29 protein-coding genes are annotated in these 26,613 nt (G+C 66.3%); 12 read left to right on the top strand and 17 right to left on the bottom strand.

Annotation, left to right across the window (positions count from 1 at the left end; genetic code table 11):
• Window positions 1-15 precede the first annotated feature (15 nt).
• Entirely contained in the window at window positions 16-900 is an 885-nt protein-coding gene (sucD, locus tag AC6IY7_RS12505) for a succinate--CoA ligase subunit alpha (RefSeq protein WP_497779489.1), read from the bottom strand.
• 344 nt (window positions 901-1,244) lie between these two features.
• On the opposite strand from sucD, the gene AC6IY7_RS12500 reads away from it, so the two are divergent.
• Window positions 1,245-2,123 carry an alpha/beta fold hydrolase gene (locus AC6IY7_RS12500; protein ID WP_497779487.1) on the top strand — a complete coding sequence of 293 codons (879 nt, stop codon included), beginning with the start codon at window positions 1,245-1,247 and terminating at the stop codon, window positions 2,121-2,123.
• A gap of 56 nt (window positions 2,124-2,179) precedes the next feature.
• Here AC6IY7_RS12500 and AC6IY7_RS12495 read toward each other — a convergent pair whose 3' ends face one another.
• The 3 genes from AC6IY7_RS12495 to AC6IY7_RS12485 all read right to left on the bottom strand — a co-directional run bounded on the left by AC6IY7_RS12495 (window position 2,180) and on the right by AC6IY7_RS12485 (window position 4,203).
• Entirely contained in the window at window positions 2,180-3,130 is a 951-nt protein-coding gene (locus tag AC6IY7_RS12495) for a site-specific tyrosine recombinase XerD (protein ID WP_497779484.1), read from the bottom strand.
• 7 nt (window positions 3,131-3,137) lie between these two features.
• Entirely contained in the window at window positions 3,138-3,281 is a 144-nt protein-coding gene (locus tag AC6IY7_RS12490; RefSeq protein ID WP_497779482.1) for an oxidoreductase, read from the bottom strand.
• A gap of 127 nt (window positions 3,282-3,408) precedes the next feature.
• Window positions 3,409-4,203: a L,D-transpeptidase gene (locus tag AC6IY7_RS12485; protein ID WP_497779480.1), complete on the bottom strand. Its 795-nt coding sequence runs from the start codon at window positions 4,201-4,203 to the stop codon at window positions 3,409-3,411.
• A 450-nt stretch (window positions 4,204-4,653) separates the two neighbouring features.
• Between AC6IY7_RS12485 and AC6IY7_RS12480 the strand changes: the two genes are divergently transcribed.
• Window positions 4,654-4,875 carry a hypothetical protein gene (locus tag AC6IY7_RS12480; RefSeq protein ID WP_497779479.1) on the top strand — a complete coding sequence of 74 codons (222 nt, stop codon included), beginning with the start codon at window positions 4,654-4,656 and terminating at the stop codon, window positions 4,873-4,875.
• A gap of 115 nt (window positions 4,876-4,990) precedes the next feature.
• On the opposite strand, the gene AC6IY7_RS12475 is transcribed toward AC6IY7_RS12480, so the two are convergent.
• Window positions 4,991-6,172, bottom strand: coding sequence for an endonuclease/exonuclease/phosphatase family protein (locus AC6IY7_RS12475; protein ID WP_497779478.1), 1,182 nt, complete (start codon window positions 6,170-6,172; stop codon window positions 4,991-4,993).
• Between the two features lie 61 nt (window positions 6,173-6,233).
• On the opposite strand from AC6IY7_RS12475, the gene AC6IY7_RS12470 reads away from it, so the two are divergent.
• Window positions 6,234-6,545 carry a putative quinol monooxygenase gene (locus AC6IY7_RS12470; RefSeq protein WP_497779476.1) on the top strand — a complete coding sequence of 104 codons (312 nt, stop codon included), beginning with the start codon at window positions 6,234-6,236 and terminating at the stop codon, window positions 6,543-6,545.
• Window positions 6,546-6,561: 16 nt separating this feature from the next.
• Here the strand turns inward: AC6IY7_RS12470 and AC6IY7_RS12465 are convergent, their stop codons facing one another.
• The 5 genes from AC6IY7_RS12465 to ftsY form a co-directional block, all read right to left on the bottom strand.
• Window positions 6,562-6,921 carry a VOC family protein gene (locus AC6IY7_RS12465; RefSeq protein WP_497779474.1) on the bottom strand — a complete coding sequence of 120 codons (360 nt, stop codon included), beginning with the start codon at window positions 6,919-6,921 and terminating at the stop codon, window positions 6,562-6,564.
• 91 nt (window positions 6,922-7,012) lie between these two features.
• Window positions 7,013-7,723, bottom strand: a complete 711-nt coding sequence (locus AC6IY7_RS12460) for a DsbA family protein (RefSeq protein WP_497779471.1) — start codon at window positions 7,721-7,723, stop codon at window positions 7,013-7,015.
• Window positions 7,724-7,804: 81 nt separating this feature from the next.
• Window positions 7,805-7,960 (bottom strand): hypothetical protein, encoded by a 156-nt coding sequence (locus tag AC6IY7_RS12455; RefSeq protein ID WP_497779470.1) that lies wholly within the window; start codon window positions 7,958-7,960, stop codon window positions 7,805-7,807.
• 138 nt (window positions 7,961-8,098) lie between these two features.
• The gene (locus tag AC6IY7_RS12450; RefSeq protein ID WP_497779469.1) at window positions 8,099-8,707 is read right to left on the bottom strand and encodes a septation protein A; all 609 of its coding nucleotides are present in this window, start codon (window positions 8,705-8,707) and stop codon (window positions 8,099-8,101) included.
• Entirely contained in the window at window positions 8,704-9,744 is a 1,041-nt protein-coding gene (gene ftsY / locus AC6IY7_RS12445) for a signal recognition particle-docking protein FtsY (RefSeq protein WP_497779468.1), read from the bottom strand. The genes AC6IY7_RS12450 and ftsY overlap by 4 nt, the downstream gene beginning before the upstream one ends.
• A gap of 148 nt (window positions 9,745-9,892) precedes the next feature.
• On the opposite strand from ftsY, the gene AC6IY7_RS12440 reads away from it, so the two are divergent.
• Together AC6IY7_RS12440 and AC6IY7_RS12435 are read left to right on the top strand one after the other, a co-directional pair.
• Complete coding sequence (locus AC6IY7_RS12440) at window positions 9,893-12,016, top strand: sensor histidine kinase (protein WP_497779466.1); 2,124 nt, start codon at window positions 9,893-9,895, stop codon at window positions 12,014-12,016.
• On the top strand, window positions 12,016-12,375 hold the full coding sequence (locus tag AC6IY7_RS12435; protein WP_497779465.1) for a response regulator: 360 nt from the start codon (window positions 12,016-12,018) through the stop codon (window positions 12,373-12,375). Before AC6IY7_RS12440 ends, AC6IY7_RS12435 begins: the two co-directional genes overlap by 1 nt.
• A 105-nt stretch (window positions 12,376-12,480) precedes the next feature.
• Here AC6IY7_RS12435 and AC6IY7_RS12430 read toward each other — a convergent pair whose 3' ends face one another.
• A complete protein-coding gene (locus AC6IY7_RS12430; protein WP_497779463.1) occupies window positions 12,481-12,615 on the bottom strand; it encodes a hypothetical protein in 135 nt (44 codons plus the stop codon).
• A 243-nt stretch (window positions 12,616-12,858) separates the two neighbouring features.
• Here AC6IY7_RS12430 and AC6IY7_RS12425 point away from each other — a divergent pair, with 243 nt between their 5' ends.
• Both AC6IY7_RS12425 and AC6IY7_RS12420 read left to right on the top strand, forming a co-directional pair.
• Entirely contained in the window at window positions 12,859-14,811 is a 1,953-nt protein-coding gene (locus tag AC6IY7_RS12425) for an acetoacetate--CoA ligase (protein ID WP_497779461.1), read from the top strand.
• Between the two features lie 102 nt (window positions 14,812-14,913).
• Complete coding sequence (locus tag AC6IY7_RS12420) at window positions 14,914-15,657, top strand: acetoacetate decarboxylase (protein WP_497779459.1); 744 nt, start codon at window positions 14,914-14,916, stop codon at window positions 15,655-15,657.
• A 6-nt stretch (window positions 15,658-15,663) separates the two neighbouring features.
• Here the strand turns inward: AC6IY7_RS12420 and AC6IY7_RS12415 are convergent, their stop codons facing one another.
• Window positions 15,664-16,503, bottom strand: coding sequence for a LysR family transcriptional regulator (locus AC6IY7_RS12415; protein ID WP_497779457.1), 840 nt, complete (start codon window positions 16,501-16,503; stop codon window positions 15,664-15,666).
• 102 nt (window positions 16,504-16,605) lie between these two features.
• Between AC6IY7_RS12415 and AC6IY7_RS12410 the strand changes: the two genes are divergently transcribed.
• Both AC6IY7_RS12410 and AC6IY7_RS12405 read left to right on the top strand, forming a co-directional pair.
• Window positions 16,606-16,872: a hypothetical protein gene (locus AC6IY7_RS12410; RefSeq protein ID WP_497779455.1), complete on the top strand. Its 267-nt coding sequence runs from the start codon at window positions 16,606-16,608 to the stop codon at window positions 16,870-16,872.
• Window positions 16,873-16,954: 82 nt separating this feature from the next.
• Window positions 16,955-19,084, top strand: coding sequence for a putative bifunctional diguanylate cyclase/phosphodiesterase (locus tag AC6IY7_RS12405; protein WP_497779453.1), 2,130 nt, complete (start codon window positions 16,955-16,957; stop codon window positions 19,082-19,084).
• Window positions 19,085-19,104: 20 nt separating this feature from the next.
• Here AC6IY7_RS12405 and AC6IY7_RS12400 read toward each other — a convergent pair whose 3' ends face one another.
• The 4 genes from AC6IY7_RS12400 to AC6IY7_RS12385 form a co-directional block, all read right to left on the bottom strand.
• Window positions 19,105-20,223: a hypothetical protein gene (locus AC6IY7_RS12400; protein WP_497779451.1), complete on the bottom strand. Its 1,119-nt coding sequence runs from the start codon at window positions 20,221-20,223 to the stop codon at window positions 19,105-19,107.
• Between the two features lie 269 nt (window positions 20,224-20,492).
• Window positions 20,493-21,512, bottom strand: a complete 1,020-nt coding sequence (locus AC6IY7_RS12395) for a patatin-like phospholipase family protein (protein WP_497779450.1) — start codon at window positions 21,510-21,512, stop codon at window positions 20,493-20,495.
• Window positions 21,509-22,294, bottom strand: a complete 786-nt coding sequence (locus AC6IY7_RS12390) for a 3-hydroxybutyrate dehydrogenase (protein WP_497779448.1) — start codon at window positions 22,292-22,294, stop codon at window positions 21,509-21,511. Before AC6IY7_RS12390 ends, AC6IY7_RS12395 begins: the two co-directional genes overlap by 4 nt.
• A gap of 122 nt (window positions 22,295-22,416) precedes the next feature.
• Window positions 22,417-23,058: a S24 family peptidase gene (locus AC6IY7_RS12385; protein WP_497779446.1), complete on the bottom strand. Its 642-nt coding sequence runs from the start codon at window positions 23,056-23,058 to the stop codon at window positions 22,417-22,419.
• A 201-nt stretch (window positions 23,059-23,259) separates the two neighbouring features.
• On the opposite strand from AC6IY7_RS12385, the gene AC6IY7_RS12380 reads away from it, so the two are divergent.
• The 3 genes from AC6IY7_RS12380 (at window position 23,260) to AC6IY7_RS12370 (ending at window position 25,921) form a co-directional block, all read left to right on the top strand.
• The gene (locus AC6IY7_RS12380) at window positions 23,260-23,652 is read left to right on the top strand and encodes a DUF2946 family protein (protein ID WP_497779445.1); all 393 of its coding nucleotides are present in this window, start codon (window positions 23,260-23,262) and stop codon (window positions 23,650-23,652) included.
• 166 nt (window positions 23,653-23,818) lie between these two features.
• Window positions 23,819-24,202: a hypothetical protein gene (locus AC6IY7_RS12375; protein ID WP_497779444.1), complete on the top strand. Its 384-nt coding sequence runs from the start codon at window positions 23,819-23,821 to the stop codon at window positions 24,200-24,202.
• A 279-nt stretch (window positions 24,203-24,481) separates the two neighbouring features.
• Window positions 24,482-25,921: a Hint domain-containing protein gene (locus AC6IY7_RS12370; RefSeq protein ID WP_497779442.1), complete on the top strand. Its 1,440-nt coding sequence runs from the start codon at window positions 24,482-24,484 to the stop codon at window positions 25,919-25,921.
• A gap of 5 nt (window positions 25,922-25,926) precedes the next feature.
• On the opposite strand, the gene AC6IY7_RS12365 is transcribed toward AC6IY7_RS12370, so the two are convergent.
• The gene (locus AC6IY7_RS12365) at window positions 25,927-26,598 is read right to left on the bottom strand and encodes an O-methyltransferase (RefSeq protein WP_497779440.1); all 672 of its coding nucleotides are present in this window, start codon (window positions 26,596-26,598) and stop codon (window positions 25,927-25,929) included.
• Between the last annotated feature and the right edge of the window lie 15 nt (window positions 26,599-26,613).

Below are 26,613 nucleotides of genomic sequence, written 5' to 3'. Positions count from 1 at the left end.
CGAGCGGAACGCGCTCTAACGGTTCAGCGTTTCCACCAAAGTCTTGCCGAGCCGCGCCGGAGACGGCGAGACGACGATCCCAGCCGATTCCATCGCCGCGATCTTGCTCTCGGCGTCGCCTTTGCCGCCGGAGACGATCGCACCCGCATGACCCATGCGCCGCCCCGGAGGGGCGGTGCGGCCCGCGATGAAGCCGACCATCGGCTTCTTGCGGCCCCGCTTGGCCTCGTCCTTCAAGAACTGGGCCGCGTCTTCTTCGGCGGAGCCGCCGATCTCGCCGATCATGATGATGGATCTGGTGGCTTCATCGGCCAGAAACAACTCCAGCACCTCGATGAAGTCGGTTCCCTTGACCGGATCGCCGCCGATTCCAACGGCGCTGGTCTGGCCCAATCCCTCGCGGGTCGTCTGGAACACGGCCTCATAGGTCAGCGTGCCGGAGCGCGAGACGACGCCGACGGAGCCGCGGCTGAAGATATTGCCCGGCATGATGCCGATCTTGCACTCGCCCGCGGTGACGACGCCCGGGCAATTGGGCCCGATGAGGCGCGATTTGGAGCCCGACAGCGCGCGCTTGACGCGGATCATGTCATGGACCGGAACGCCCTCGGTTATGGCGACGATGAGCGGAATCTCGGCGTCGATCGCCTCGCAAATGGCGTCGGCCGCGCCCGGCGGCGGCACATAGATGACGGAAGCGTCGGCGCCGGTCTTCTCCCGCGCCTCGACGACCGTGTCGAAGACGGGGAGGTCCAAATGCGTCGAGCCGCCCTTGCCGGGCGAGACGCCGCCGACCATGAGCGTGCCGTAACGCACCGCCTGCTCCGAGTGGAAAGTGCCGGTCTTGCCGGTGAATCCTTGACAGATGACCTTGGTGTTCTTGTCGATGAGGACGGACATTCGAGCCCCTGAGGCGTCGGGGCGCGTCAGCGCCGCCAGTCTTGTTCGGGGAACGCGCCCGCACAAATCACGGGCGGCGCGACGATCTGCTCGCTCGAAACGCGTTTTTCGCCGTTTCGAGGAGCCGCAACTGCAAATTATTGAGAAACGTCGTCCGCATCAAGGCTGAGTGGCGCGGAAGCGGGCTCAGCTCCTGCGCGAAATTGCGGCAGAATGCGCGGCTGCCGCCAGCGCCGGAGAATTTCTAGGCGCCGCGCCGGCGCAGGAAGACAATCCGGCGCCGCGGCGCCTATATCCGCCGAGCGGCCGCCCGCGCGGGCGAGGAGCCGAAACCGAGGGCGCGAATGGACCAGCATAGCGTGCGGCGCGAAAGCCGCTTTCTCGCGGCCGACGACGGGCTGCGGCTCCACTATGTCGACTATCGGCCGGCGAGCGAAGGCGAGACGATTCCCGTCGTCTGCCTTCCCGGCCTCACGCGCACGGCGCTGGATTTCGAGCCTCTGGCGCAGGCGCTCGCGGCGCGCGGCCGGCGCGTGCTGGCGCTCGACTATCGCGGCCGCGGCCTCTCGGAATGGGACGCGGACTGGAAACGCTATAGTCTCGACGTCGAGGAAGCCGATATTCTGGCCACGCTCGCGGCCGCCGGCGTCGCCTCGGCTGTTTTCGTCGGCACCTCGCGCGGCGGCATTCACGTGATGCGCTTCGCCGCGCACAAGCCGGAGATTTTGCGCGCCGCTGTCGTCAATGACATCGGCCCGGTCGTGGATGTCGGCGGGCTGTGGCGCATAAAGGGTTATGTCGGACGCCAGCCGGGCTCCGCCTCCATGGCCATAGCGCTGGCCGCGCTGAAGCTCGTCGCTGGGCCGCAATTCACCAGCCTCACGCCGCCGGAATGGGAGGAATGGGCGCGGACCACCTTCGCCGAGACGGATGGGCGGCTCCAGCTACGCTATGACCCCGCGCTCGCGCACACTCTGGACGAGGTCGGGCCCGACAGCGGGCCGCTCCTGTTCCACGACGAATGGAAGGCGATGGCCGCCATTCCGACGCTGGTGATCCGCGGCGGCAACTCGGACCTGCTCTCTGTCGAGACCTTTGCGGCCATGGGCGAAGGACATCCGCTGCTCGAGCGGCTGACCGTGCCGGGCCAAGGCCATGCGCCGCTGCTGCTCGACGCGCCGACGATCGGGGCGATCGGGGATTTTGTGGAGAGGGTCGGGTAAGCGAGTAGCGAATAGCGAGTAGCGAATAGTCGCCCACAGGCGACGCCCCCTACTCGCTACTCGCTACTCGCTGCGTTCAGCGGATGCAGATCGCGCACCATGGCGCGAATGCGCTCGTCCAGCACATGCGTATAGATTTGCGTCGTCGAAATATCGGCGTGGCCGAGCAATTCCTGCACGACGCGCAGGTCGGCGCCATTCTGCAGCAGATGGCTGGCGAAGGCGTGGCGCAGCCCATGCGGGCTGATGTCGCGCGAGGGCAGCCCCGCCGCCGCGGCCGCGCTTTTGAGATCGCGCGCGAAGGCCTGGCGGGTGAGGTGCCCTTCCGCGGCGTCCGAAGGGAAGAGGAAAGGCGAGGCCGCGAGCCCCGGCGAATGTTTCACGAGCAACGCGCGATAGACGTTCAGCGCCGCGCGCGCCTGCTCCGAGAGCGGCACGAGCCGCTCCTTCGCGCCCTTGCCGCGCACGGTGACGAAAGGCTCGCGCGCGCGCGCCGCGCTCGCCGGCAGGGACACGAGCTCCGACACGCGCAGGCCGCTGGCGTAGAGAGTCTCGAGCGCGGCGTAGAGACGCGCGGCGCGCATGCGTTCGCCGACAGGGCGCGCCTCGTCGTCGATCCCCTCCCGCGCCGTGTCGATGAGGCGCGTGACCTCGGCGACGGAGAGAATGTCCGGCGCGCTGCGATGGCGGCGCGGCCCTTCGAGCGGCGCGGCCGGATCGTCGGCGCGATAGCGATCGACATAGAGGAATTTATGGAATTGCTTGAGCGCCGAGAGCCGCCGCGCGGCGGTCGCGCCGGTCATGCCGCGCGCCTCCAGCGCCGCGAGATAGCCGCGCAGGCCATCCGTCCCGACGCGAAGCGGATCGGCCTCGGTCTTTACGAGAAACGCGAAATAATCCTCGAGGTCGCGCCGATAGGCGTCGAGCGTGTTGCGCGCGGCGCCGCGCTCGGCGGCCAGCATGTCCAGAAAGGCGGCGATCAGCGGATGGCGCTTGCCGTCGCCCATGGAAGTCTCACTTGTTGAGGCGCTGTGGGGCGATCGTCTGCGTCATCTCGCGCGGCTGCGGCGAGACATAGGCCACCAGCGCCAGCATCCCCGCATAGGCGAGAGCCGCGAGCACGCCGACAATGACCAGAAAACGGATGAGACTGGGCAAGAATCGGGCCCTTTCGAGGAAAACGCATGGCAGCTATCGCCCGAAGCCGGTTGTTTTGCAACCGTCCGCGCGCCTCGGGAAATAGGCGCGCGAACCCGGCTCCGCCACCGGCGATCGCTCGCCAGAGTCAACGAACCACCACTTTCGTCCCCACATGGACGCGGTCGTAGAGGTCGACGACGTCGTCGTTCATCATGCGGATGCAGCCGGAGGAGACGTTCTGGCCGATCGTATAGGGCTCATTGGTGCCGTGGATGCGGTAGAGCGAGGAGCCGAGATACATGGCGCGCGCGCCGAGCGGATTGGCCGGGCCGCCCTCCATGTGACGCGGCAGATCGGGCCGGCGGGCGAGCATTTCGCCGGGGGGCGTCCAATCCGGCCACTCGGCCTTGCGGGATATGGCCTTGACCCCGGCCCAGGTGAAGCCCCGCCGGCCGACGCCTATGCCATAGCGCAGCGCGTGTCCCGCCCCCTGCACGAGATAGAGGAATTTATTCTGCGAATCGATGACGATCGTGCCGGCGCGCTCGGCGCCGGCGTAATTGACCTCGGTGCGGAAGAAGACAGGGTCGATCTGGCGCTGAACATTGGCCTGCGGCGCGGCGAGGCGCTGGCGCGGCTGGGGCTCGGGCGTCTGGCCGGTGACGAGCAGCTCGATGAAGCCGCCGCCATAGGCGCCGGGCGCGACAGGCGGCTCTGCGCGCGCCGCGACGAGGCGCGGCTGCGGCGCCGGGCGGGGGAAAACATAGGCCGGGGGCGGCGGTGGCGCGGCGAGAGCCGGCTCGGAAGCCTGCTCCTCGACGGGAAAGAGCCGGCCGGCCTCGTGCTCGCCTATGCCGGTGATCACGCGGGGAGCGGCGGCGGCCGCCCCGATCGAAGAGGTGAGAATGACGACGGCGAGAAATGAGACTCTTCTGGACATGGAACGCACTGCCCCCCGCGCCGCCGAAACATCGGCCCGCGAACATCTTGCTCTAGCTGGACTGGGGGAAGAATAAACTCTGAATTTTAATCGTAAATCTGAAGCATTCTTTATGGTTGACGAATAAATAACGGCCACGCTCGCGTCAGGCCCCGCCGACCCGTGGCCGGCGGATGGGGACTTGCCGGATGGCCTCTGAGGGAAACGCGAGACAGCGCACTCTCGCGCGCGTCTCGCGGGACAAAGAGGGGAGCCCCACGCCTATGTCGCAAGCGATGGCGCAGCGCGCCGACTCCCTGTCTCTCGTCGAAGCGCTCTGTCGATTGCGCGAGCAAGGCTGGAGCGAGGAGCTTCAATTCGCCGTCGTCTCGGCCGGCGATCCCGAATTTCGCCTATCGGCTCGCCCATGAGGCTCCGCAAGCGGAGCTCGAAAGCCTGGAATCGATCATATTGCGGTCTCCCGACCTGCGGATCATCTTCGATTTCGCCGTGGTCGAGGGCGAGCGCGGCGGCGATGTCTCCCGCCTCGAGGATGTGATCGTCGAGAGCGGGTTTCCTCATCCTGAGGAGCCGCGAAGCGGCGTCTCGAAGGACGAGGAAACCTTCATGCGCGGCCATCTGGAACTCCCCCTCGTGCTTCGAGACGGCTCCTGCGGAGCCTCCTCAGCATGAGGGGGAGGATTGTTGTCCGTCACCCGATCGCCCTGCTCGCGGTACAGGGGTGCGCTTGGACCGCGATCCTTCAGGCTCGCTTCTCGAGACACGTCAATTCATCTGACGCAGACCGCTATAGATCGATCTCGGCGAAGATCGCCGCATGGTCGGAAGCGGCCTCCGAGGCTTTGGTGATCTCCGGATAATGCGGGAAGATCGTCCCGTTCTTGCCGCCCCACACGCCCTTGCGAAAAATGCCGCCGCCTTTCGCCGCGGCGAATAGCGCCGGCGAGAGAAGAATATAGTCGATCTTGTTGGACGCGGCGCCAGCGGCGAAAGTGCCGGGCCGTCCGCCATCGTCGAAACCGGCGTGCTCGCTGATATCCTTCAAATCGGTCTGGCGCAGCAGCGGCGCCAGCGGGGCGCTGTCCGGCGTGTCGTTGAAATCGCCGATGACGGCGACGTGATCCTCGCTCTTGCGCAGCGCGTCGTATATCTCCTTCACCCGCGCCGCCTGCCGCTCGCGCTTGGCGTTGGAGGTCGTCTGCGAGCCGAAGCCCTTGCTCTTGAAGTGATTGATCAAGAGATGCAGCGTATGGCCCTTGGGCGTGCGGATTTCATAATGCGCGCAATCGCGGCTGAAGATGCGGCCGGTCTTGTCGGCGTCGTCGACATGGCTGTGAATGGCGACGATCTCATAGCCCGCGCGCGCATAGAGCCCGACATCTATGCCGCGATCGTCATTGCCGTCGATGAGCATGGCGTGGGCGTAAGGCTTTCCGCCCTCCCCCTTGATCACATTGTCGTTGAAGCGCACCAGCGCCGGCCGGCTCTCCGCCTCGATGACGCCGAGCACATCGGCGTCGACATCGATGATGACGCGCGCCGTATTGCGCGTCGCCTCCTCATTCACTTCCTCGCGTTTCAGCTCGACCCAGCCGATCCAATCATTGCGGCCGCCGGCGACGACCTCCATTCCGGTCTTGGCGCGCTTGACGAGATGGCCGCGATTTTGGCGCAAAATCGCGAAAGGGCCGCCGTCGTCGGATTTGTCGAGCTTCAACTCGCCGAGCAGCTTGATGATCTTCTTCTTGTCGGCGGCGGTGTAGACCGGCTTGCCGAGAATGGCGGAGAGCTCGGCCTGCGTCTCCAGCGCCTTCTTGCCGTCGGACCAGGTCTCGCCATTGAGCGCATGGGCGCGCAGGAAGAGATTTTCGAGATTGTAGGATGCGAGCTTCATGGGAACGCCCGGAAGGAAGTGGAAAAAGCGATTCACGCAATGGCCGGCGGCGCCGGCGTCATGAAGTATAATCACTGCACGGCGTTTGTTTCAATCATGCGACAGCGCCGCGCCGGGACAAATCGGAGGCCGCCCTATGCCGCAGAGCCGAATTTTGATCGTCGGAACCATTCGCATCCCGCCGGGCTCGCTGGAGCGGGCGCGGCCGGCGATGGCCGCGATGATCCATGCGAGCCGCGCGGAAGCGGGCTGCCTCGCCTATTCCTATGCGGAGGATGTGATGGAGCCGGGTCTCATCCGCGTGACGGAAATATGGGAGAGCCGCGCGGCGCTGACCGCGCATTTTCGGTCCGACCATTTGCTCCGATGGCGCGCCTGCTGGGAGGCGCTGGGCGTCGCCGACCGCCGGCTCGCGGCCTATGAGAGCGGCGCGGAGGAGCCGGTCTGACTCGCGCCTCTCTCGCTCAGCCGGCGACCGGCTGCGCCAGCGAGAGCTGATAGCCGCTGTCGTCCAGCAGGCCGAACTCGCGCACGCCATAATCCATCGTCGCGATCGGATAGACGATGCGGACGCGATCCTTCAGCCGCTCCCACAGCTCATCGACATTGTCGACGCCGAGATAGATCGCCCCGGTGAAGCGCGACCCCTGCCAAGGGTGATGCGCATTGGGCGAGGCGAGCATGATGTCCGCCGCGCCCGAGCGCACGCGCGCGAACTCCTCCAATTTGAGCAGACAGACGAAGCCGAGCTCCTCGACATAGAATTTGACGGAACGGGAAATATCTTCGGTGGCCAGCGAAATGGAAATGGTGCGAAGGGTCATGCAATCATCTCGACAAGTCGCCGCTGCCCGGCGCGGGATCGGAGCAAACTGCTGGAGATCGCCGCGAAAGTCGAGTCGAGACGCCGCGGGATCAGCCGCAGGCGGGCGCGTCGCATTTGCGGCTGGCGGCGATCATTTGCGCGATCGATCTGGGGCCGGGATAGCCCAGAATCCCCACCGAGCTCAGCGCGAAGGAGGGCGAGGCGGCGAAGCCGAGATCGGCGGCGAGCTGGATATGGCGCTTCAACACGGAGCCGACCCTATCCGAATTGGCGGAGTCCTCGACCGCCGCGGCGTCGAGGCCCATCGACTTCGCTATGGCGAGCGCGCCGGCGCCGTCATTCGGCCCGCGATGCGCGAAGAGCTGCTTGTGAAACGCATAGGCGCGATCCGGCCCATAGAGCCTCAGAACGGCCTGCTGAACGCGCGCGGCCAGGAAGGAGCCGAGGCCGAGAACGGCGTTATTGGCGAGGCCGAGCCGCAAATGCTTGTCCTTGCTCACCAGAACGTCGAGATCGGCGGACGCCTTGCGGCAATAGGGACAATTATAGTCGAAGAACTCGACCAGGACGACATCCGCCTCTTTCGAGCCATGCCAGACGATTCCCGGCAGGTCTGTGGGCGAGAGCTCGGACGGCAATTTATAATTGGCGACGGGCTTGCCATCATCGGCGGCGAGCGGATAGAGGCCGCTCTCCTGCGCCCGCGCGGGCCAGACGAGCGTCTTCGCGGCCACGGCGCCGAGGAGCGAGCCGAGCATGAGACGGCGGCTGAGCGAGTCGATCGGTCCGTGGTCGGTCATGAGCCTGCGCTGCTTTGGTGGCGTGGCTTCGACTACCACAGATCACGCCGGCGCGGCGAGGCCTTCTCACGCCTGCGCCGCTCAGCCGCACCAGCCGCCGCCGCAGATCATCGAATGGACAGCCCCCGCGCCGACCGGCGCCGAGGCGACGGCGGCCTCCGCATTGAAGAGCGAGAAAACGGCGCCGACGATGATCGCGGTCAGGAGAGCGGCCGAGAGCTGGGCGAATTCGGTCATGGCGGGTCTTCTTCTCGTCAGAACGGCCGCGGGGGCAGCGAACGCCATGAGATCTAACGCCGCCGACGACGGGCGCCTGTGTGAGATCACACAGGACGCGCTGGACGAGAATGAAAGGAGATCCGCGAGCTCGACCGCTCAGAAGTGACTCTCGGGCTCCTCGGCGCCGTCGTCCTTCTGCTCATGGCGCATCATCAGCGGGATTTGCGCGAAGGCGAACAGCAGCGTCAGCGGCAATATGCCGAAGACCTTGAAATTCACCCAGACGTCGGTCGCCACGCTGCGCCGCACGAATTCATTGAGCAGGGCGAGAAAGAAGAAGAAGAACGCCCAGCGCCAGGTGAGCTTGCGCCAGCCGGCGTCGTCCAGCCGAAAGGCGGATTCGAACACCGCCGGCAATAAGAGCTTGTCGAACCATAGCGCGCCGAGCAGCGCCGAGCCGAACAGAGCGTAGAGCAACGTCACCTTCAGCTTGATGAAATTCTCGTCCTGCAGAAAAAACGTCAGCGAGCCGAAGACCAGAACGAAGACCGCCGTGACCATGGGCATGGTCGGCAGATGGCGGGTGATGGAATAGGAGACGGCGAGCGTCGCCACCACCGCGACCATCAGCGCCGCCGTCGCCTGGAAGATGCCGAACTTCTGATTGACGATGAAGAACAGAACCAGCGGCCCCATCTCCAGCGCGAATTTCAGTCCCGGGTGAAGGCGCCTCTTGGCGGGCGCTGCGGTCGTTTCCTCGGTCATGATGTCTGCTCGCCCGCCTCGGCGTCGGAGTCGAGCCCGGCGATGGCGCGGGCGAAATCGCGCGCGGTGAAGGGCTCGAGATCGTCCGAGCCTTCGCCGACGCCGATGAAGTGGATGGGCAGGCCGTAGGTCTCGGCGATGGCCACGAGAATGCCGCCGCGCGCCGTGCCGTCCAGCTTGGTCATCACGAGGCCGGTGACGCCCGCCGTCTTGCCGAAGACGTCGACCTGGGCAATGGCGTTCTGGCCGACGGTCGCATCCAGCACCAGGAGAACGGCGTGCGGCGAGTCCGGCTCGGCCTTTTTCATCACGCGCACGATCTTGGCGAGCTCGGCCATCAGCTCGGCGCGATTCTGCAGGCGGCCGGCCGTATCCATCAACAGAATATCGGAGCCGCGCTCGCGCGCGGATTTGATCGCGTCGAAGGCGAGGCCGGCGGCGTCGGCGCCCTCCGGCGCGTAACATACGGGCGCATTGAGCCTTTCGCCCCAGATGCGGAGCTGCTCCACGGCGGCTGCGCGGAAAGTGTCGCCGGCGGCGAGCATCACCTTCTTGCCCTCGCCGGTCCATTTGGCGGCGAGCTTGGCGATGGTCGTCGTCTTGCCGGAGCCATTGACGCCGACGACGAGCACGATGAAGGGCTTTTTCGTCTCGTCGATCTCGAAGGGACGCGCGACCGGCTCGAGCGAGCGCTCGACCTCTTCGGCGAGAATAGCGCGCACCTCGTCCGGGCCGATCGTCTTCTCATAGCGCGCGGCGCCCACCTTGGCGGCGATGCGCTGCGCCGCGGTGACGCCGAGATCGGCGCGGATCAGCACATCCTCGAGCTCCTCGAGCGTCAGCGCGTCGAGCTTGCGCTTGCTGAAGAGATCCGAAATGCCCTGGACGATGGCCTGGGAGGAGCGCGACAGCCCCCCGGTCAGCCGCTCCCACCAGGAGCGCTTCTTAGGCGGGTCTGCGCCGGCTTCTACGGCGGGCGTTCCCCCACGGCCGAACAGCCGTGAGAAGAGTCCCTTTTTTTCCTCGGCTTCGCTCATGGTCCCTCGCGGTCGCGGCCGATTGCTACACCAGGGCGCAGCGAAGGGCCAGCGGCGCGTTTCGTCGCGGCAGGGTTGATTCGGCGAAACCACGGCTCGATATGAAACCGCGGGGTGCTGGCGCTGTTCGACTTGTGGGTCGTGGAAAGTGACAGCCGGCGCAGCCTGGATCGACGTCACGGAGAGACGATCCGGACGGTTTTTCTTCGGAGACAGCGAGACCGCTGCGGCGATCGCCGCCGCCAATTGGACGAAATCGCCGCTCGGTCTGCCGCAGACCTGGCCGAAACGCCTGCGCGCCGCGCTGGAAATCTGTCTCGACAGCGCTTTCCCCATCGCCATTTTCTGGGGGAGCGAGCTCTGCCTTCTCTATAACGACGCCTATCACGGCCTGCTCGCCGACAAGCATCCGCGCGCGCTCGGCCGGCCGGCGCGCGAGGTGTGGCCGGAAATCTGGGATGTGATCGGCCCCATGCTGCAGGGCGCGCTCGCCAATGGCGCGCCGACGCGCTCGGAAGACCTGCAGCTGCACATGATGCGCAACGGCCGCCGCGACGAGGGCTATTTCACCTTTTCCTACAGCCCGATCCCCGACGATGACGGAACCATTGGCGGGGTCTTCTGCCCGGTGGTGGAGACGACCGACCGCGTCATCGGCGAGCGCCGATTGCGCACGCTGCGCGATCTCGCGGCGCTGAGCCGCGCCGAGGACGAGGGCGAGGCCTGCCGCCTCGCCGCCAGCGTGCTCGCCGTCAATGGCTATGACCTGCCCTTCTCCGCCATCTATCGTTTCGATCATGATCGCGGCGAGGCGGAGCTGATGGCGGCGACGGGCGTGCGGCCCGGCGGCCGCGTCGCCCCGCTTCGAATCCCGCTCGGCGACCCCGATCCGATCCGCGGCGACATATGGGGTCTCGCCGAAGTGGCCCGGCTCACGCCCGGCCGCGTCGCCATTCGCGCGATCGACGCGCGTTTCGGCGAGCCGCCCAGCGGCCCCTGGCCGGCGGCGCCGGACGAAGCCGTGCTGTTTCCCATCGTTCTGCTCGGCCAGGATCGCGCCGCGGCGGCGCTGATCGCCGCCGTCAATCCGTTCAAGCGGCTCGACGCCGCCTATGCCTATTTCCTCGATCGCGTCGCCGCCAAGATCGCCTCCTCCATGACCGACGCCCGCGCCTATGCGGCCGAGCGCGAGCGCGCCGAGGAAATCCGCGTGCGCGAGCTGGCGCTGCGGCGCACCGAGGCGGAGCTGCGCGAGGCGCAAAGGCTCGGCCGCATCGGCAGCTGGCGCTGGAGCGGACGCCATGACGACCGCGGCGGCGCCTCGCCCTATCTGGCGCGCATTTTCGGCCTCGATCCCAATGCGTCGCCGCCGAGCTTCGCCGAGCAGAAGGGCATGCTCTACGCTCCCGCCGATTGGGAGCGGCTCGACGCCGCGACGCGCGAGACTTTGCGCACGGGCGAAGGCTTCGAGCTCGACCTCCCCGCGCATCGCGCCGACGGCGCCGCCATCCATGTCACCATTCGCGGCGAGGCGGTGCGCGACGAGCGCGACGCCATCGTCGGATTGCGCAGCACGATTCAAGACATCACCGAGCGCAAGCATGCGCAAGAGCGGGTCGAGCTGCTGCTGCGCGAGGTCACGCATCGCGCCAAGAATCTGTTGACGGTGGTGCGCGCGGTGGCGCGCCAGACGGCGCGAAGGGATTCGCCCATCGCCTTCGCGCAGCGCTTCGATCAGCGCATAGCGGCGCTCGGCGCGAGCCATGATCTCTTGGTGCAGAACGAATGGCGCGGCGTCGAGCTGCATGCGCTGACGCGCTCGCAGCTCGCGCATTTCCACGATTTGTTCGGCTCGCGCATCCGCATGGAGGGGCCGACGACGATCGTGAAGCCGGCCGCGAGCCAGGCCGTCGGCATGGCGCTGCACGAGCTCGCCACCAACGCCGGCAAATATGGCGCGCTCTCCACCGACGAGGGCGTGGTGCGCATCGCCTTCGGCGTCACGAGCGAAGGCGGCGAGCCGCATTTCGACGAGCCGCGTTTCGGCGAGCGGCGTTTCGACGAGCCGCATTTCGAAATGAGCTGGCGCGAGAGCGGCGGGCCGCCGGTCGTCGCGCCCAAGCGCCACGGCTTCGGCCATATGGTGATTCTGCAAATGGCCAAGCATGCGCTCGGCGGGCAGGTGACGCTCGATTATGCGCCGACCGGCGTCGTCTGGAAGGTGAGCGCGCCGCTCGACAATGTGATCGAGCCCGCGCAGGGAGATGATTGATGAGCGGAAACGAACCCATCCGCATTCTCGTCGTCGAGGACGAGCCGGCGATCGCCGCCGATCTCTGCTTCGTCGTCGAGGAGATCGGCTACGAGATCGGCGGAACGGCGAGCTCGGTCGACGAGGCGCTGAAGCTGATCGAGGACGAGGACATAGACGGCGTGATCCTCGACGCCAATCTGCGCGGCGTGTGCAGCTCCTGCGTCGCCGACGCGCTGCGGGCGAAGAAGCTCCCCTTCTTCGTGCTGTCGGGCTATCTGCAACGGCAATTGCCGGAGCCGCTCTGCGGCGCGCCCTTCCTCGCCAAGCCCTATGACCAGGAGGAGCTGACCACGCGCATATTGGCGCTCGCGAAGTAGCGGCCGCGCCGGCGCGCCGGAACGCCGCCCGAGCGCAGTGGTGGAGCCCTCACCCTTCGACACGCCTGCGTCGCGGACCCGCCTCTGGCGAGAGCCCCGAAATCATCAATGGTGATGGTGGTGATGATGATGGTGATGATGGTGATGGCTGTGCTTGTAGGGGCGCGGATGGGCCGAGGCGGCGAGCGGGGCCAGAGCGACGGCAAAGCCGAGAGTGAGAACCGCAATCAATTTCTTCACGAGCTATCCTCCGATGCAGAGAGTGCGTCCGACCGGACGCGCCCGAAAGGACAATGCCGCGGCGAAGATGAACAAATGCCGAATGAGCCGCCGAGGCGCCCAACATAGCGGCGCCGAGCCCGAAACCAAAGCTTGTCGCCCCGCTGGCCCCCGTCCCAAAATACGCAGGCCGATCCCCTATCGCGCGGATTTCGGAGATTCTATGAGTTGGCGAGCCCAACGCCGCGCCGCAAGGACAAGTCGATGCCGATCTGGACGCCCGACCTCGATCGCCGAAAAAACGCCATTCTCACCCGCTTCGCGCAATCCCTCGCGACGAAGCCCTTCGCCGAGAGCTTCGACTATGACGGGCTCTTTCGCTGGAGCCTTTCGGATTCGCCGCAATTCTGGTCGGCGGTCTGGGATTTTTGCGGCGTCGTCGGCGAGAAGGGCGAGCGCATTCTCATCGACGCCGACAAAATGCCCGGCGCGCGCTGGTTCCCGGACGCGCGGCTGAACTTCGCCGAAAATCTGCTGCGCCCGCGCCCGGCGGACTCCGAGGCCATCGTCTTCTGGGGCGAGGACAAGGTCGAGCGCCGGCTCTCCTTCGGCGAGATCGTCGCCAAGGCCGGCGCGCTCGCCGCCTTTTTCCGCGCTGAGGGCGTCGAGCCCGGCGACCGCATCGCCGCCTATATCCACAATGGACCGCAGGCGATCATCGGCATGCTGGCGGCCGCCTCGCTCGGCGCGGTGTGGTCCTCCTGCGCGCCGGAGTTCGGCGTGCAGAGCGTGCTCGATCGCTTCGGCCAGATCGCGCCGCGCATTCTCATCGCCGTCGACGGCTATTTCTACAAGGGCAAGACGCTCGACCGCGCCGATAATATTCGCGAGATCGCCGGCAAGCTGCCGAGCGTGCAGAAAATCCTGCTGGTCCCTTACACGAGCGCTTCGCCCTCGCTCGACGGACTCGCCAATGCGCTGCTCTTGCCGCAAGCGATCGCCGCGCATGAGGGCGCGGCGCTGCGCTATGAGCGCCTGCCCTTCGACCATCCGCTCTACATCATGTTCTCCTCCGGCACGACGGGCGCGCCCAAATGCATCGTGCATGGCGCCGGCGGCACGCTGCTTCAGCATTTGAAGGAGCATCGCTTACAAAGCGACATCAAGCCCGGCGACCGCTTCTTCTATGCGACCTCCACCGGCTGGATGATGTGGAACTGGCTGGCGAGCGGCCTCGCCAGCGAGGCGACGCTGCTGCTCTATGACGGCTTCTTCAACGCCGGCAAGGATGGCGCGATATTGCTCGACTTCGCCGCCAAGGAGAAGGCGAGCTTCTTCGGCACGTCGGCCGGCTATCTGAAGCAGATCGAGAAACAAGGGCTGAAACCGCGCGAGAGCCATGACCTCTCCCGCGTGCGCACCATCGCCTCGACAGGCTCGCCGCTGCTGCCCGACAGCTTCGATTATGTCTATCGCGACTTCAAGGAAGACGTGCAGCTGGCCTCGATCAGCGGCGGCACCGATATCGTCTCCTGTTTCGTCGGCGGCAATCCCTGGAGCCCGATCTATCGCGGCGAGATTCAATGCGCGGGCCTCGGCATGGCGGTGCAGGTGTGGGACGAGGACGGCAAGCGCGTCACCGGCCATGAGGGCGAGCTCGTCTGCACGCAGCCTTTCCCCTCCATGCCGATCTATTTCTGGAACGACGCCGACGGCGAGAAATATCGCAAGGCTTACTTTTCAGAGCATCCGGGCATTTGGCGTCACGGCGATTTCGCCACAGAGACCGAGCACAAGGGCTTCCTCATCCACGGACGCTCGGACGCGACGCTCAATCCGCAAGGCGTTCGCATCGGCACGGCGGATATCTACAATATCGTCGAGCGCCTGCCGGAGGTGCTCGAATCTCTCGCCATCGATCAGGAATGGGAGGGCACGACGCGCATCGTGCTGTTCGTCAAGACGCGCGAAGGCGCGAATCTCGACGACGCGCTCGCCGCGCGGATCAAGCGTGAATTGTTCGAGAAAGCCTCGCCGCGCCATGTGCCCTCGATCATCGTCGAGGCGCCCGATCTGCCGCATACGCGCTCCGGCAAGCTCGTCGAGCTCGCGGTGAAGGAGATCGTGCATGGGCGGCCGGTGAAGAATGTCGGCGCGCTCTCCAATCCCGAAGCGCTCGAATTTTTCGCAAATCTTCCGCAGCTCGCGGGGAAGTGACGGGCAAGTGAGCGCGAAACAAGGGTAGGCGCCTGATCGTCACGAAACCGCGCTATCTGTTCGCTTCATCGCTTTGAACATGATCGATAGGGAGCCGCGAAGATGAAGATCGACGAGGTGCGCAACACGGCCTTTGCAATGCCGCTCACAAATCCCGCCTATCCGCGCGGACCCTATCGTTTCTACAATCGCGAATTCCTCGTCATCACCTATCGCACCGATCTCGAGGCGCTGCGGGCCGTCGTGCCGGAGCCGCTCGAGGTGGACGAGCCGATCGTCAAATATGAGTTCATCCGCATGCCGGATTCGACCGGCTTCGGCGACTATACGGAGAGCGGCCAGGTGATCCCGGTGCGCTTCAACGGGCAGAAGGGCGCTTACGTCCACGCCATGTATCTCGACGATGACGCGCCCATCGCCGGCGGCCGCGAGCTGTGGGGGTTTCCCAAAAAGCTCGCCTCGCCCAAGATCGAGCATGACGGCGATGTGATCCTCTGCACGCTGCGCTACGGCCCGTCGCTCTGCGTCGAGGCTTCGGTCGGCTACAAGCATCGCATATTGGAGACGGCGCCGGTCGCCGAGGCGATTCAGCAGCCGAATTTTCTTTTGAAGATCATCCCCCATGTCGACGGCTCGCCACGCGTGCTGGAGCTGGTGCGCTACCATATGACGGATGTCGTGGTGAAAGGCGCCTGGGCCTCGCCGGCGGCGCTCGCGCTGCATCCCCATGTCGCCTGCGACGTCGCCCGCCTGCCGGTGCGCGAGATTATCTCGGCGACGCATTTCGTCGCCGATCTCACGCTCGCGCTGGGCGAGGTCGTGTTCGATTATCTCGAGAAAAAATAGCGGCGCTCACGCGCCCTTCGCTTTCGGCGCGCGCGCCAGCAGAATTTTATACGCAATGTCGAAATAATCGGGGACCGCGCAGCGGACGACGCTCTCGTCACGCAAGATCTCGCCGCGCAAGAGGATAGCCGGAATCCAGGCCGCGCCGAGCCCGGCCTCGACCTGCGCCAGCAGCGCCTCGGCCGAGGCGCTCTCGCAGAGTGGCCGCCCGCGCATGCGAATGCCATGCGCGGCGAGCATTGCGGCAATGCGCGCGCCATAATGCGTGCCCGGCGCATAGACCATCAGCCGCCCGATCAGCGCCTCTCCGTCCAGCGCGGCGCCGCCCTCGGCGCCGCGGCGCTGCGCGAGGATCAGGCGATCCTCGCCGATCTGCTCGAGCTCGAGCCCGGCGAGATTATCGGCGTCGCCGAAATCGGGAATCATCGCCAGATCGGCATGGCCGCGCTTGACCGCCTCTATGCAGCCGGAGACCGAGGCGACGACGACGGAGTAATTGCGCAATTCACGCTTCATCAACCATGGCGACAGAAAGGTGGCGGCCAGCGTGTTGGTCGCATAGATGCGCAGCGCCTTCTCCAAATGGCTCGACACCGAGAGCACGGCGCGGCGCGCATCATAGATTTCGTCGCGCAGGCGATGCGCGCGCGCGAGAAACTCCTCGCCCGCGGGCGTCAGCGTCACCGGGCGGCGCTCGCGATCGAACAGCGGCGCGCCGAGCCATTCCTCCAGCCGTTGCATGCGGCGGCTATAGGCGGACTGCGTCGTGCCGCGCGCCTGCGCCGCGCGGGTGAAGTTGCGCGTCTGGCAGAGCGCCAGGAAATCGTCGATCCATTGCAGCTCCATGATGCGAGAAATGCATCATCTGATCGCAAATGACAATTGGATCGACCCGCAGCATCGCGCCATATCGGTCACTATGGCGAAGGCTCTGGGAAGCGAAACAGCATGGAACCGCTGACGATATTCGAGAAGGACGATGGCGCGGGCTTCGCGCTGCTGCCGCGCTGCGTGCGGCTGCTGGCCGCGCCGGCGGAGGCCCGCGCTTTCTGCGAGTTCGAGGTGGTGAGCGGAAACGCGGCCTATCGCGAAGGCGAAAGATTCTATCTGACGCAAGCGAAAGCGCGGCGCGCCTATCCCGCGGCGACGCTTTGGCCGAAGGAGGACGCAGAGGGCGCTGACGTCGCCCCCGCGACAATTCAGCGCCCGCGATAGCGCCCGGCGCAACTGGACAGTCGCCGTTCAAATTACAATTATATTTGTCGATGAGACATGATCACCGCCTCGGGCGCGCTCAATGACGAGCTTTCGCTGTTCGCTGCAAGCGCAATTGGCGCTGTTCATCGGCGCTTTTCTGGCGATCGTGCTCGGACTCGCGGCGCTTTCGGCGCAGAGCCTGCGCGCCGTCGACGCCAAGACCGACGCGCTCGCGTCGAAATGGATCGAGGGAACACGGATTCTCGGCGAATTGTCCGACCGAATATCCGAGTTCAGAATCGCCGAGACCTATCGCGCGCTGGCGAAAACCGACGAAGAAAGAATCGATGTGGAACAGCGCGCGACGAGCCATCGCCGCACCATCGAGGAGCTTCGCCGCGACTATTTCATGTTGTTCGGCTCGGAGCCGCGTCCCGACCTCGCCAAATTCGGCGACGCCCTCGCCGCCTATTTCGCCGCGCATGACGCATGGATGGCGCGGGAGCGGGACCTCGCCTCGATCCAGGCCGCCACGGGCATGGGCGCGCTTCACGATCTCTACAGAGCGGCGGACGAAGCGGCGGACGCCGCCATAGACGAGCTCAGATGGTCTGCGCGCGCAGAGGCCGAAACGGCCGGTCGCGTGACGGAAGGCGCGCTCAAGACCACATTGCTCACCTCGGCGCTCGCTGTCGCATTTGCGATCTGGCTGCTGTTTCGCTTGAAGGAGAAGATCACACGGCCACTCGCAGCGATCACCGAGGCGCTCGCCGAGCTCGCCACGGGGAACCGCTACGTCGAAGTGCCGGAGATCGGACGCGACGACGAGATCGGCGCCATGGCGAAATCTTTCGACGTGTTCCGCGCCAATGCGCAGGCGCTGGAGCGCGCGCATGAGGCGACGCGCGCGGCGCAGGAGCATGCGCAGATTCTCGCGCGTCAGGACTTGCTCACCGGCCTCCCCAATCGGCGCATGCTCGTCGCCGATCTTCACGCCGCGATCGAGCGCGTCGAGGACGGCGCCGCGGCCTGCGCATTGCTCGTCGTCGATCTCGACCGCTTCAAGCCGATCAATGATCTCGAAGGGCATCGCGTCGGCGACGCCGTGCTCTGCGAAGTGGCGCGGCGCCTGCGCCAGGCCTCGCGCAAGACCGACATCGTCGCGCGCCTCGGCGGCGATGAATTCGCGATTTTGATCGAGATGACTCCGGCCACCCATGTGGATCAGGCGACGAGAGTCGCCGGCCGGGCGCTCGCCGCCATAGCGGAGCCGATCGAGATCGGCGATCGGCGCATCGAGCTCAGCGCCAGCGTCGGCGTCTCGCTCTGCCCGGAGGATGGTCTCGACGTCAGCACGCTGCTGCGCGTGGCGGATATCGCCATGTATCACGCCAAGCGCGACGGCCGCGGCCTGTTCCGCTACTTCGAGCAGAGCATGGACGAAGAGCTGCGCCGACGCGCCGAGCTCGAATCGGCGTTGAAGAAGGCCGTCGCCGCCGACGACATACGTCCCTTCTATCAGCCGCTCGTCGATCTGCGCGACAATCGCGTCTATGGCTTCGAGGTGCTGTCGCGCTGGACGCACGACAAGCTCGGCTCCATTCCGCCGGACGTGTTCATTCCGCTCGCCGAGCAGATCGGCGTCATCGCCGATCTCACCTGGTCGGTGGTGCGGCGCGCCTGCCGCGAGGCGCTGCAATGGGGCGAGCAGGTGCGCCTGTCGGTCAATGTCTCGCCGGTGCAGCTGAAGGACCCGCTGCTCGCCTCACGCCTGCTGGCGACGCTCGAGGAGGAGAAATTTCCGCCCTCGCGCCTCGATGTCGAGATCACCGAGAGCGCGCTCGTCGACGATGTCGACACCGCCCGCGCGACGCTCGCCGCGCTGCAGGCCGAGGGCGTGCGCATTTCGCTCGATGATTTCGGCTCGGGCTATTCGAGCCTCTATCATCTGCGCGCCTTCCATTTCGACAAGGTGAAGATCGACCGCTCCTTCGTGCTCGCCATGGAGCATGACGAGGAGAGCGGAAGGATCGTCGACGCCATATTGAGCCTGCTGAAGCATCTCGGCGTGACGACGGTCGCCGAAGGCGTCGAGACCGTGGAGGTGCTGCGCCGCCTCGCCGACAATGGCTGCGAGATCGGCCAGGGTTTCTATTTCGGCAAGGCGATGACCATCGGCGAGGCCTCGAAACTGCTGCGCCGTCGGCGCGCCGATCGCCGCGTGGCCTGAAGCCACGCGGCGCCGTTCCATCAACGAGGAATGACGCCGGTCGCCATGCGGCCGAGATCGCCGACCGCTCCGCTAACGGTGTCGACCGCGCGCTGCATGAAGCCGGGCTGCTCGCTCGGCGCGGGGGCGGGCGGCGGCGGCAGAGCCGCGGTCGGCGCTTCTGCGCGCGGCGCAGGCGCCGCCGGTATGGCGGCGGTCGGAGCGGGGGCGGGTTTCGGCTTGGCCTGCTGCGCCGTGGGCTTGGCAGGCTGCGCCGCCGGCTTGGCAGGCTGCGCAGCATGGGGCTTGGCGGGCGTCGGCTTGGCAGGCGTCGGCGTGGCGGGCGTCGGCGTGGCAGACGTCGGCTTGGTGGCGTGCGACGCCTTCGCCGCGGGAGGCGGAGGCGCGGCGACGACAGGCTCGGGCGTCGGAGCGGGCTCTACCGGAGGCGGGGCGGCGGCGACGGGTTCGGCCGGCGGCGCCTTCGGCGTCGGAATGACACGAATGGGAGCGGCCGTGGGCGTCGTCAGCGGCACGGCATTGGCGGCCGGCGGGCTCAGCGCGCCTTCCGGCAGAGCCGTCGGCGTCCGGGCCGGGGTCGCGGCGGCCGGCGCAGGCTCGGCGGCGACCGCAGCGGGCGCCTCGAGCGGAGCGGATTCGGCGAGGGGCTCGGCGGGAGCGAGCGCCGATTCGGCGGCCTGGGCGTCGCGTCCGACCGCGTCGGCATTCTCTGCGGCGGCGGCGTTCGCAGCGGACTCGGCGGGATCGATGGTCTCCCGCTGCGTCGCCGAGGCGACGGGCTCCTCCTCCTCATCGCCGGGCAGGAAGACAGTCGCCACGGCGCCCGCGCCGACCGTCAGAATGACCACGGCGGCCGCGATCAGCCATCCACGCCCGCGCCGGCGCACTTCGCCGCGCTCGGCTTCGGGCGCTTCCGGCTTCGGCTTACGCCGCGCGCGCTGCCGCCGATCGACGTCGCTCGGCGCCCGCACGGCCTCGGGTTCGGCGGTCCGCGACGGCTCCGCCGCCCACTGCGGCTCGGCGGGGTGATCCGGCCGGGCGTGAGCGTCATCGCCGTCCTGCTGCGGGCCGGTGTGACGCAACAGCTCCTTGAACTCCTCGAACTCGGCGATGAGCTTTTTGTCGGCGGGCGCGTTCATCTTCCAGTCCTCCGATTGCGTCGGCCGCGTCGGTCCAAAAACCCGCGACGCCCGACGCCATCATTCGCGATTTTCGCCGATCGCGGCCTCCGCGAATATTCGCGAAACACCCCTGTCGGCGTGAAATTCCACGCGGCGATCCATGCCGCGCCGCTCAGAGATAGAGAGAAATGTGGCCGATCTTTGCCGCGACCGCGACTCCCCGCCCCGCGCGCGCCTGCGCAACGGAGCCGATTCGCCGGGGGAAAAAACGACCGAGCCCCCTGACCTCAGACCAGCTGCTCCTTCAATTGCAGCGTTCCGGCGACGCCGATTGCGTCATAATGCTCGTCGAGAAACTCCTTGCCGGCCGCACGTCCGATATCGAACAGAGAGCGCAGGAAATCATAATCGGCGTCGAGCTTGGTGTCGGCGCCGAAGCGCTTCATCGCCGCGCCGCCCTCCACCAGATGCAGCAGCACCTTCTTATAATGCGTGCCCTTCAATCGGCCCGCGTCGATGAGGCGCGCGACGAAGTCGATGGCGCGGAACTCGTGCAGGAGCGAGGCGTTGAAGGTGATCTCGTTCAGCCGGTCCATTATGTCCTGCGACGTGCGCGGGATCTCGTCGCGCTCGACCGGATTGATCTGCACCAGCACGATGTCGCAGCAATCGGTCTCGGTGTAGAGCGGGAACAGCGCCGGATTGCCCATATAGCCGCCGTCCCAATAGGCCTCGCCCTCCACCTCCACCGCCTGGAACACTGTGGGCAGGCAGGCGGAGGCCATCAGCATGTCGATGGTCAGCTCCGGCCGACGGAAGATGCGCACCTTGCCGGTACGCACATTGGTCGCCGAGATGAACAGCTTCAAATCGTCGGTGGCGCGCAGCGCTTCGAAATCGATGAGGCCGTCGATGAGATCGCGCAACGGGTTGATGTCGAGCGGGTTGAACTCATAGGGGGAGAAGTAATTGGCCGCATTCTGCGTGAACGTCTTGCGCAGCTTCAGCGGGTCCCAGAAGCCGAACACCATGTCGCAGAGATCGCGCTGCGCCTTTGTCAGCTCGCCGTCGACGCTGATGGTGCGCCAGAACTGCTGGAGCTGGGCGCGGGCGCGCGCCGGGCCGCCCTCGCGCAATCCGTCGGCATAGACGACCGCGTTCATCGCGCCGGCGCTCGCGCCGCTGATGCCGATGACGTCGAGCCGCCCATCCTCGAGAAAGGCGTCGAGCACGCCCCAAGTGAAGGCGCCGTGCGCGCCCCCGCCCTGCAAGGCCAGAGTGACCTTCTTCTTCTTTTCGTCGGTCATCCCGCGGTCCAGCCGCCGTCGATGGAAATATTCGAGCCGGTGATCTGCGCCGCGGCGTCCGAGCACAGGAACAGGACGAGCGCGGCGATCTGATCGACGGTCACGAATTCCTTGGTCGGCTGCGCCTGCAGGAGGACGTCATTGATGACCTGCTCGCGGGTGAGGTTGCGGGCCTTCATCGTGTCGGGAATCTGCTTCTCGACGAGGGGCGTCCACACGTAGCCGGGCGAGATGCAATTGGCGGTGACGCCGAAAGTGGCGAGCTCCAGAGCCACCACCTTGTTGAGCCCGGCTATGCCGTGCTTGGCGGCGACATAGGCCGCCTTGAAGGGCGAGGCGACCAGCGAATGCGCCGAGGCGGTGTTGATGATGCGGCCCCATCGACGCTTTTTCATACCGGGCGTCGCGGCGCGGATCGTGTGGAAGGCCGAGGAGAGATCGATGGCGATGATCTGATTCCACTTGTCGATCGGAAAATCCTCGATCGGCGAGACATATTGTATGCCCGCATTGTTGACGAGAATATCGACCGAGCCGAGCTTTTCCTCGGCATTGTGGATCATGGCGGCGATTTCTTCCGGCTTGGTCATATCGGCGCCGTCATAGACGGCGGTGACGCCGAATTCTTTCTCTATGGCGGCGCGCTCCTTCTCGATCTCGGCGGCGTCGCCGAATCCGTTGAGGACCACATTGGCCCCCTCCTTGGCGAGGGCGCGGGCGACGGCGAGGCCGATGCCGCTGGTGGAGCCGGTGACGACGGCGTTGCGTTTGGCGAGAGACATTCGCGCTCCTCTTCGTGAAAACGCGCCGGACTAGAGGCGCCGGAAATTATTCGTCAGGACCCAATCTAGCGTCTCGACGTCGACGGAACATGACGCCACAGGGCCGTTCACTGGCTCGCCGTTCACTGGCTCGCCCAGAGGATGCGCGCGATCCAGCTCACCTCCTCCTTGGGGAGAATGCGGTCCGGATAGGCGGGGTTGAAGGATTTCAGCTCGACCGTGCGTGTCGTCTGGCGCTTCAACTCTTTGGCGAGAACCTCGCCGGCCGTCGTCTTCACCACCACGCGGTCGCCTCGGCGCACGGGCGCGGCCGGCGAGACGATGACGATGTCGCCATCGCGATAGAGCGGGGCCATGGAGTCGCCGGAAATCTCGAGCGCGTAAGAATGCTCGTCGGCGTCGGCGAAGACGTCGATCTCGTCCCAGCCCGTGCCGGTGGCGAAGCCGGCGTCGTCGAAGAAGCCGCCGACCCCGGCCTGGGCGAGGCCGATGAGCGGACGCGCGCTGCGCGGCGGTCGCAGCCCCTTGGCGGAGACGAGGGTCATGAACTCGTCCAGGCTCGCCCCAGTCGCCTGCAGAACCTTGGCGATCGATTCGGTCGAGGGCCAGCGCAGACGCCCATCCGCGGTCTGCCGCTTGGAGCGGTTGAATGTGGTCGGGTCCAGCCCGGCCTTGCGGGCGAGGCCGGACGCGGTGAGGCCATAGCGCTCGCCGAGCGCATCGAGAGCGGCCCAGATCTGCGCATGCGTCAGGATTTCAGCCATTGCCGGACCTCATTCCTATCGCTAGGAATAGAACAGTCGCTTCCGCTCCGCAATTCGAGATTTGCGCTCCGCCGCATTTACGAGCGCTATGCGCCCGCCAGCTTTTTCGGGCGGAAATCGTCGCATTTTCAGCAAACTCCGGGAATAGGCCGGCAAGGCTCCATTGACCATGGCGGCCGCGCCGCCTATCTTGGATCGATCGTGACCCAGCAGAGCGACAAATCTCGACAGTATGGACAGACAGCGGCGACGCTGCTCGTCGCCTATCTGCTCGTGCTGCAGGGACTGGCCGCAGGTCTCGTCGTCGGCGCGCGCGCCGACCAGAGCGCCCTCGGCAGCGCGATCTGCCTCACCGCCAAAACAGCGGCTGACGAAAATTCGCAAGGGCCGCGCGCTCCCGCCCATCGGATCGACGCCTGCTGCATCCAGCATTGCATGGGGCTCGACGGCGGCGTCATCGGCGGCTTCGCCGAGCTCGACCCGCCGCATTCGCCCGAGGCGGGCCTCCTCCTGCCGCTGCGCGAATCCGGCGGCCATAAACGTCTCGCGCAACTTCCCGTCGGAGCGCGCGCTCCGCCTGTCCTCGCCGTCTGACCGCAGCCAAAGGCTGCGCCACTGGCGCGTCTTTATGCTCCCGCCTTCGGGGGTGAAAGGCGCATTTCCCAGAAGACAAAAGCGAAACCCGTGCTCGATTCTGCAGGCGCGCGACGCGCAGCCGAGGATCGATCCGGAAATTCGCTCGAGAGACCGAGACGAAACAATGAATTATGATGTTTCCCCCCGAGAGGGTCGGCGCACCGCGCGAACCGCGGCTGCGCCCAGCCAGGACCAATCCAACGCGCCGACGCGCCGGCGGATCGAGGTGCTGGAGACTTACTTCGGCGCAGACGGCCGTCCGGTGAAGCGCAAGAGCATCGGCGCGGCGCGCGTCGCCCGCCGCTATGACGAGCGCGGCAATAAGGTCGAAGAGGCCTATTTCAACGCCGACGGCAAGCCGACCCTGCGCAAGGGCCTCGGCGTCGCCCGCATAGCCTGGAGCTATGACGAGCGCGGCCGGCAGATCGACGCCTCCTTCTTCGACGCCGCCGGCGAGCTTGTCCACAAGGGCGCCGCCGCGCGCGACCGGGCTCTCGCCGACGCCTGACACGGACACGCGTTTTCGCGACTCCGGGCGGCAAATTGCGCCGCCCGGCCCTTCCCCGCCGCCCACCCCCGTTCCCCCAGACCGGCGCAGAGGCGAGAAGCGCAGGACCAGCCGAAACCGTCCCGCCGAAGAGACCGACGACGCCGATCGGATCGCCGACTTTGCATTACTGATGCAACCATCCTGAGGTCGGAGGATTCATCCGATCGCCATTTCGTTGACAGTCCCTGGACCACAATTTAACGTCGGCCGATTGCTTTTGGTTTTTTCGAGGCATTTATGGCGGACAATATTCAAATATTGACTTTCAATCTCGTCGTTCCGCCTTCGGGCACGAATTCGATTCCTGGAAATATCATCGTTTCAGGAAATTTTACGATCGACTATACGACCAATAAAGTCACCGGAACTTTCACCTATACCGACGGCTTAGGCAACACCAAGACTAGCACGAGCAGCGCGACCAACCAATATGTCCTCGGGTCGACCGTCATCGGCGGTCAAACCGTCTATGGCGTCAACGCCGGCTTCAATCCGCTCTCCGCTGGACTCGAGCTCGGCGTGCAATGGACCGGCCTCACGCCGACGCAAGGCAATTATGTCGCGCTCGACGATGGCGTGAGCGACTCTTGGCAGCTCGGCGTCTCCGCCACGCCATCGGCCTCGGTTCCTTTGAGCTTTTCCGCGGCGTGCTTTTGCGCAGGCACGCGCATTCGCACCATGCGCGGCGACGTCCCGGTCGAGGAGCTCGTCGTCGACGATCTGGTCGTCACGGCCTCCGGCGCGCAAAAGCGCATCCGCTGGCTCGGCCACCGCGAGGTCGATTGCGCGGACGCCCCCGCCAAAATCCGGCCGGTCCGCATCGCCGCCCATGCCCTCGGCCCCGACAGACCGGCGCGAGACCTCCATGTCTCCCATGACCACGCCATTTGCTTCGATATTCTGGGAGAGGTGCTCATTCCCGCCGGCGCGCTCGTCAATGGCGCGACGATCCGGCAGCTCGACGCCGAACGCGTGACCTATTGGCATGTCGAGCTCGATGAGCACGACATCCTCCTCGCCGAGAACCAGCCCTCCGGGAGCTATATCGACACCGGCAATCGCGCCTTCTTCGTCGAGAACGCCGTCGTCTCGATCGGCCCCCGCCCGGGCGTCGATCCCGCGACGCGCGGCCATGCGGATTTCTGCCGCCCCTTCCACGCCGGCGGTCCGCTCGTCGAGGCTCTACAGACGCAGCTTCGCTTGCGGGCGGAAGCGCTCGGCTGGACGCTCGACGAAAAGCCGCCGCTCGAGCTGCATCTCATCGTCGACGGCGCGCGGATCGAGCCTGTCATTCGCGGGCTGGCCTGCCGCTTCGAGATTCCCGCCGGCGCGCAGGAGGTGCGGCTCGCATCCCCGATCGCCCGGCCGGCAGATGCGGGCCAGGGCGACGAGCGCGAGCTCGGCGTCTGCATATCGGCTCTGACGCTCTGCGACGGTTTCGGCGAGAATCGTCAAATCGATCTCGCCGATCCGCGGCTCGACGCGAGCGGTTTCCACACGCTCGAGGAAGGCCCGCGGCGCTGGACTTCGGCGCGCGCGAGATTGCCGGCGGAATATTTTCAGAATTGTCCGGACGGGACCTTTCTGCGCGTCGACCTCTGCGGCCCGCCTGTGGCGCGATGGCGGGCGCCCACGCAAAGCAACGCCGCGCGAGATACGAGCGAGCGAGCGCCCTGACGGCGTCACCCGTTCACGAGCGCGATCGCGAAACCGTCCCAGCCCTTGGAGCCGACCGTCTGAATGGCGGTGGCCGTCACGCGCGGCTCCGCGGCGAGAGCGTCGAACAGCGCGCGGGCGCCGATCGCGCCCGGATCCTTCGCCCTGGCGGGATCGACGATCGCGCCATCCCGCACGACATTGTCGACAATGATGAGGCTCCCGGGCCGCGCGAGCTTCAGCGCCCAGGCGAAATAATTGGCGTTATTGGGCTTGTCCGCGTCGATGAAGGCGAGGTCGAAAGGGCCCGCCGCCTCCTTCTCGAGCTGCGGCAGCGTGTCGAGCGCCGGGCCGACGCGAATGTCGACGCGCTCGGCTAGCCCGGCGCCGGCGAGATTGGCGGCGGCGACATCGGCGTGCGCCTGCTCGAGCTCGAGCGTCACGAGCCGGCCGCCCTGCGGAAGGGCGCGCGCCAGCCATATGGTGCTGTAGCCGCCGAGCGCGCCCACCTCGAGAATGCGCCGCGCGCCGATCGAGCGTGCGAGCAGATGCAGCAGCTTGCCTTGCGGGGGAGAGACGTCGATGGCCGGCAGGCCGGCGGCGGCGTTGGCGGCGAGCGCGGAGTCGAGCTCCGCATCCACGCCGATCAGGCGATCCGCTATATAGGCGTCGACCACGTTCCAGGCTTGCGACGACACGGGCCCCTCCTCCGC

The sequence above is a fragment of the Methylosinus sp. is20ea genome (assembly GCF_059718135.1).
The sequence above is the reverse complement of the archived record's forward strand: the minus strand, read 5'-3'. Positions and strand labels throughout refer to the sequence as shown.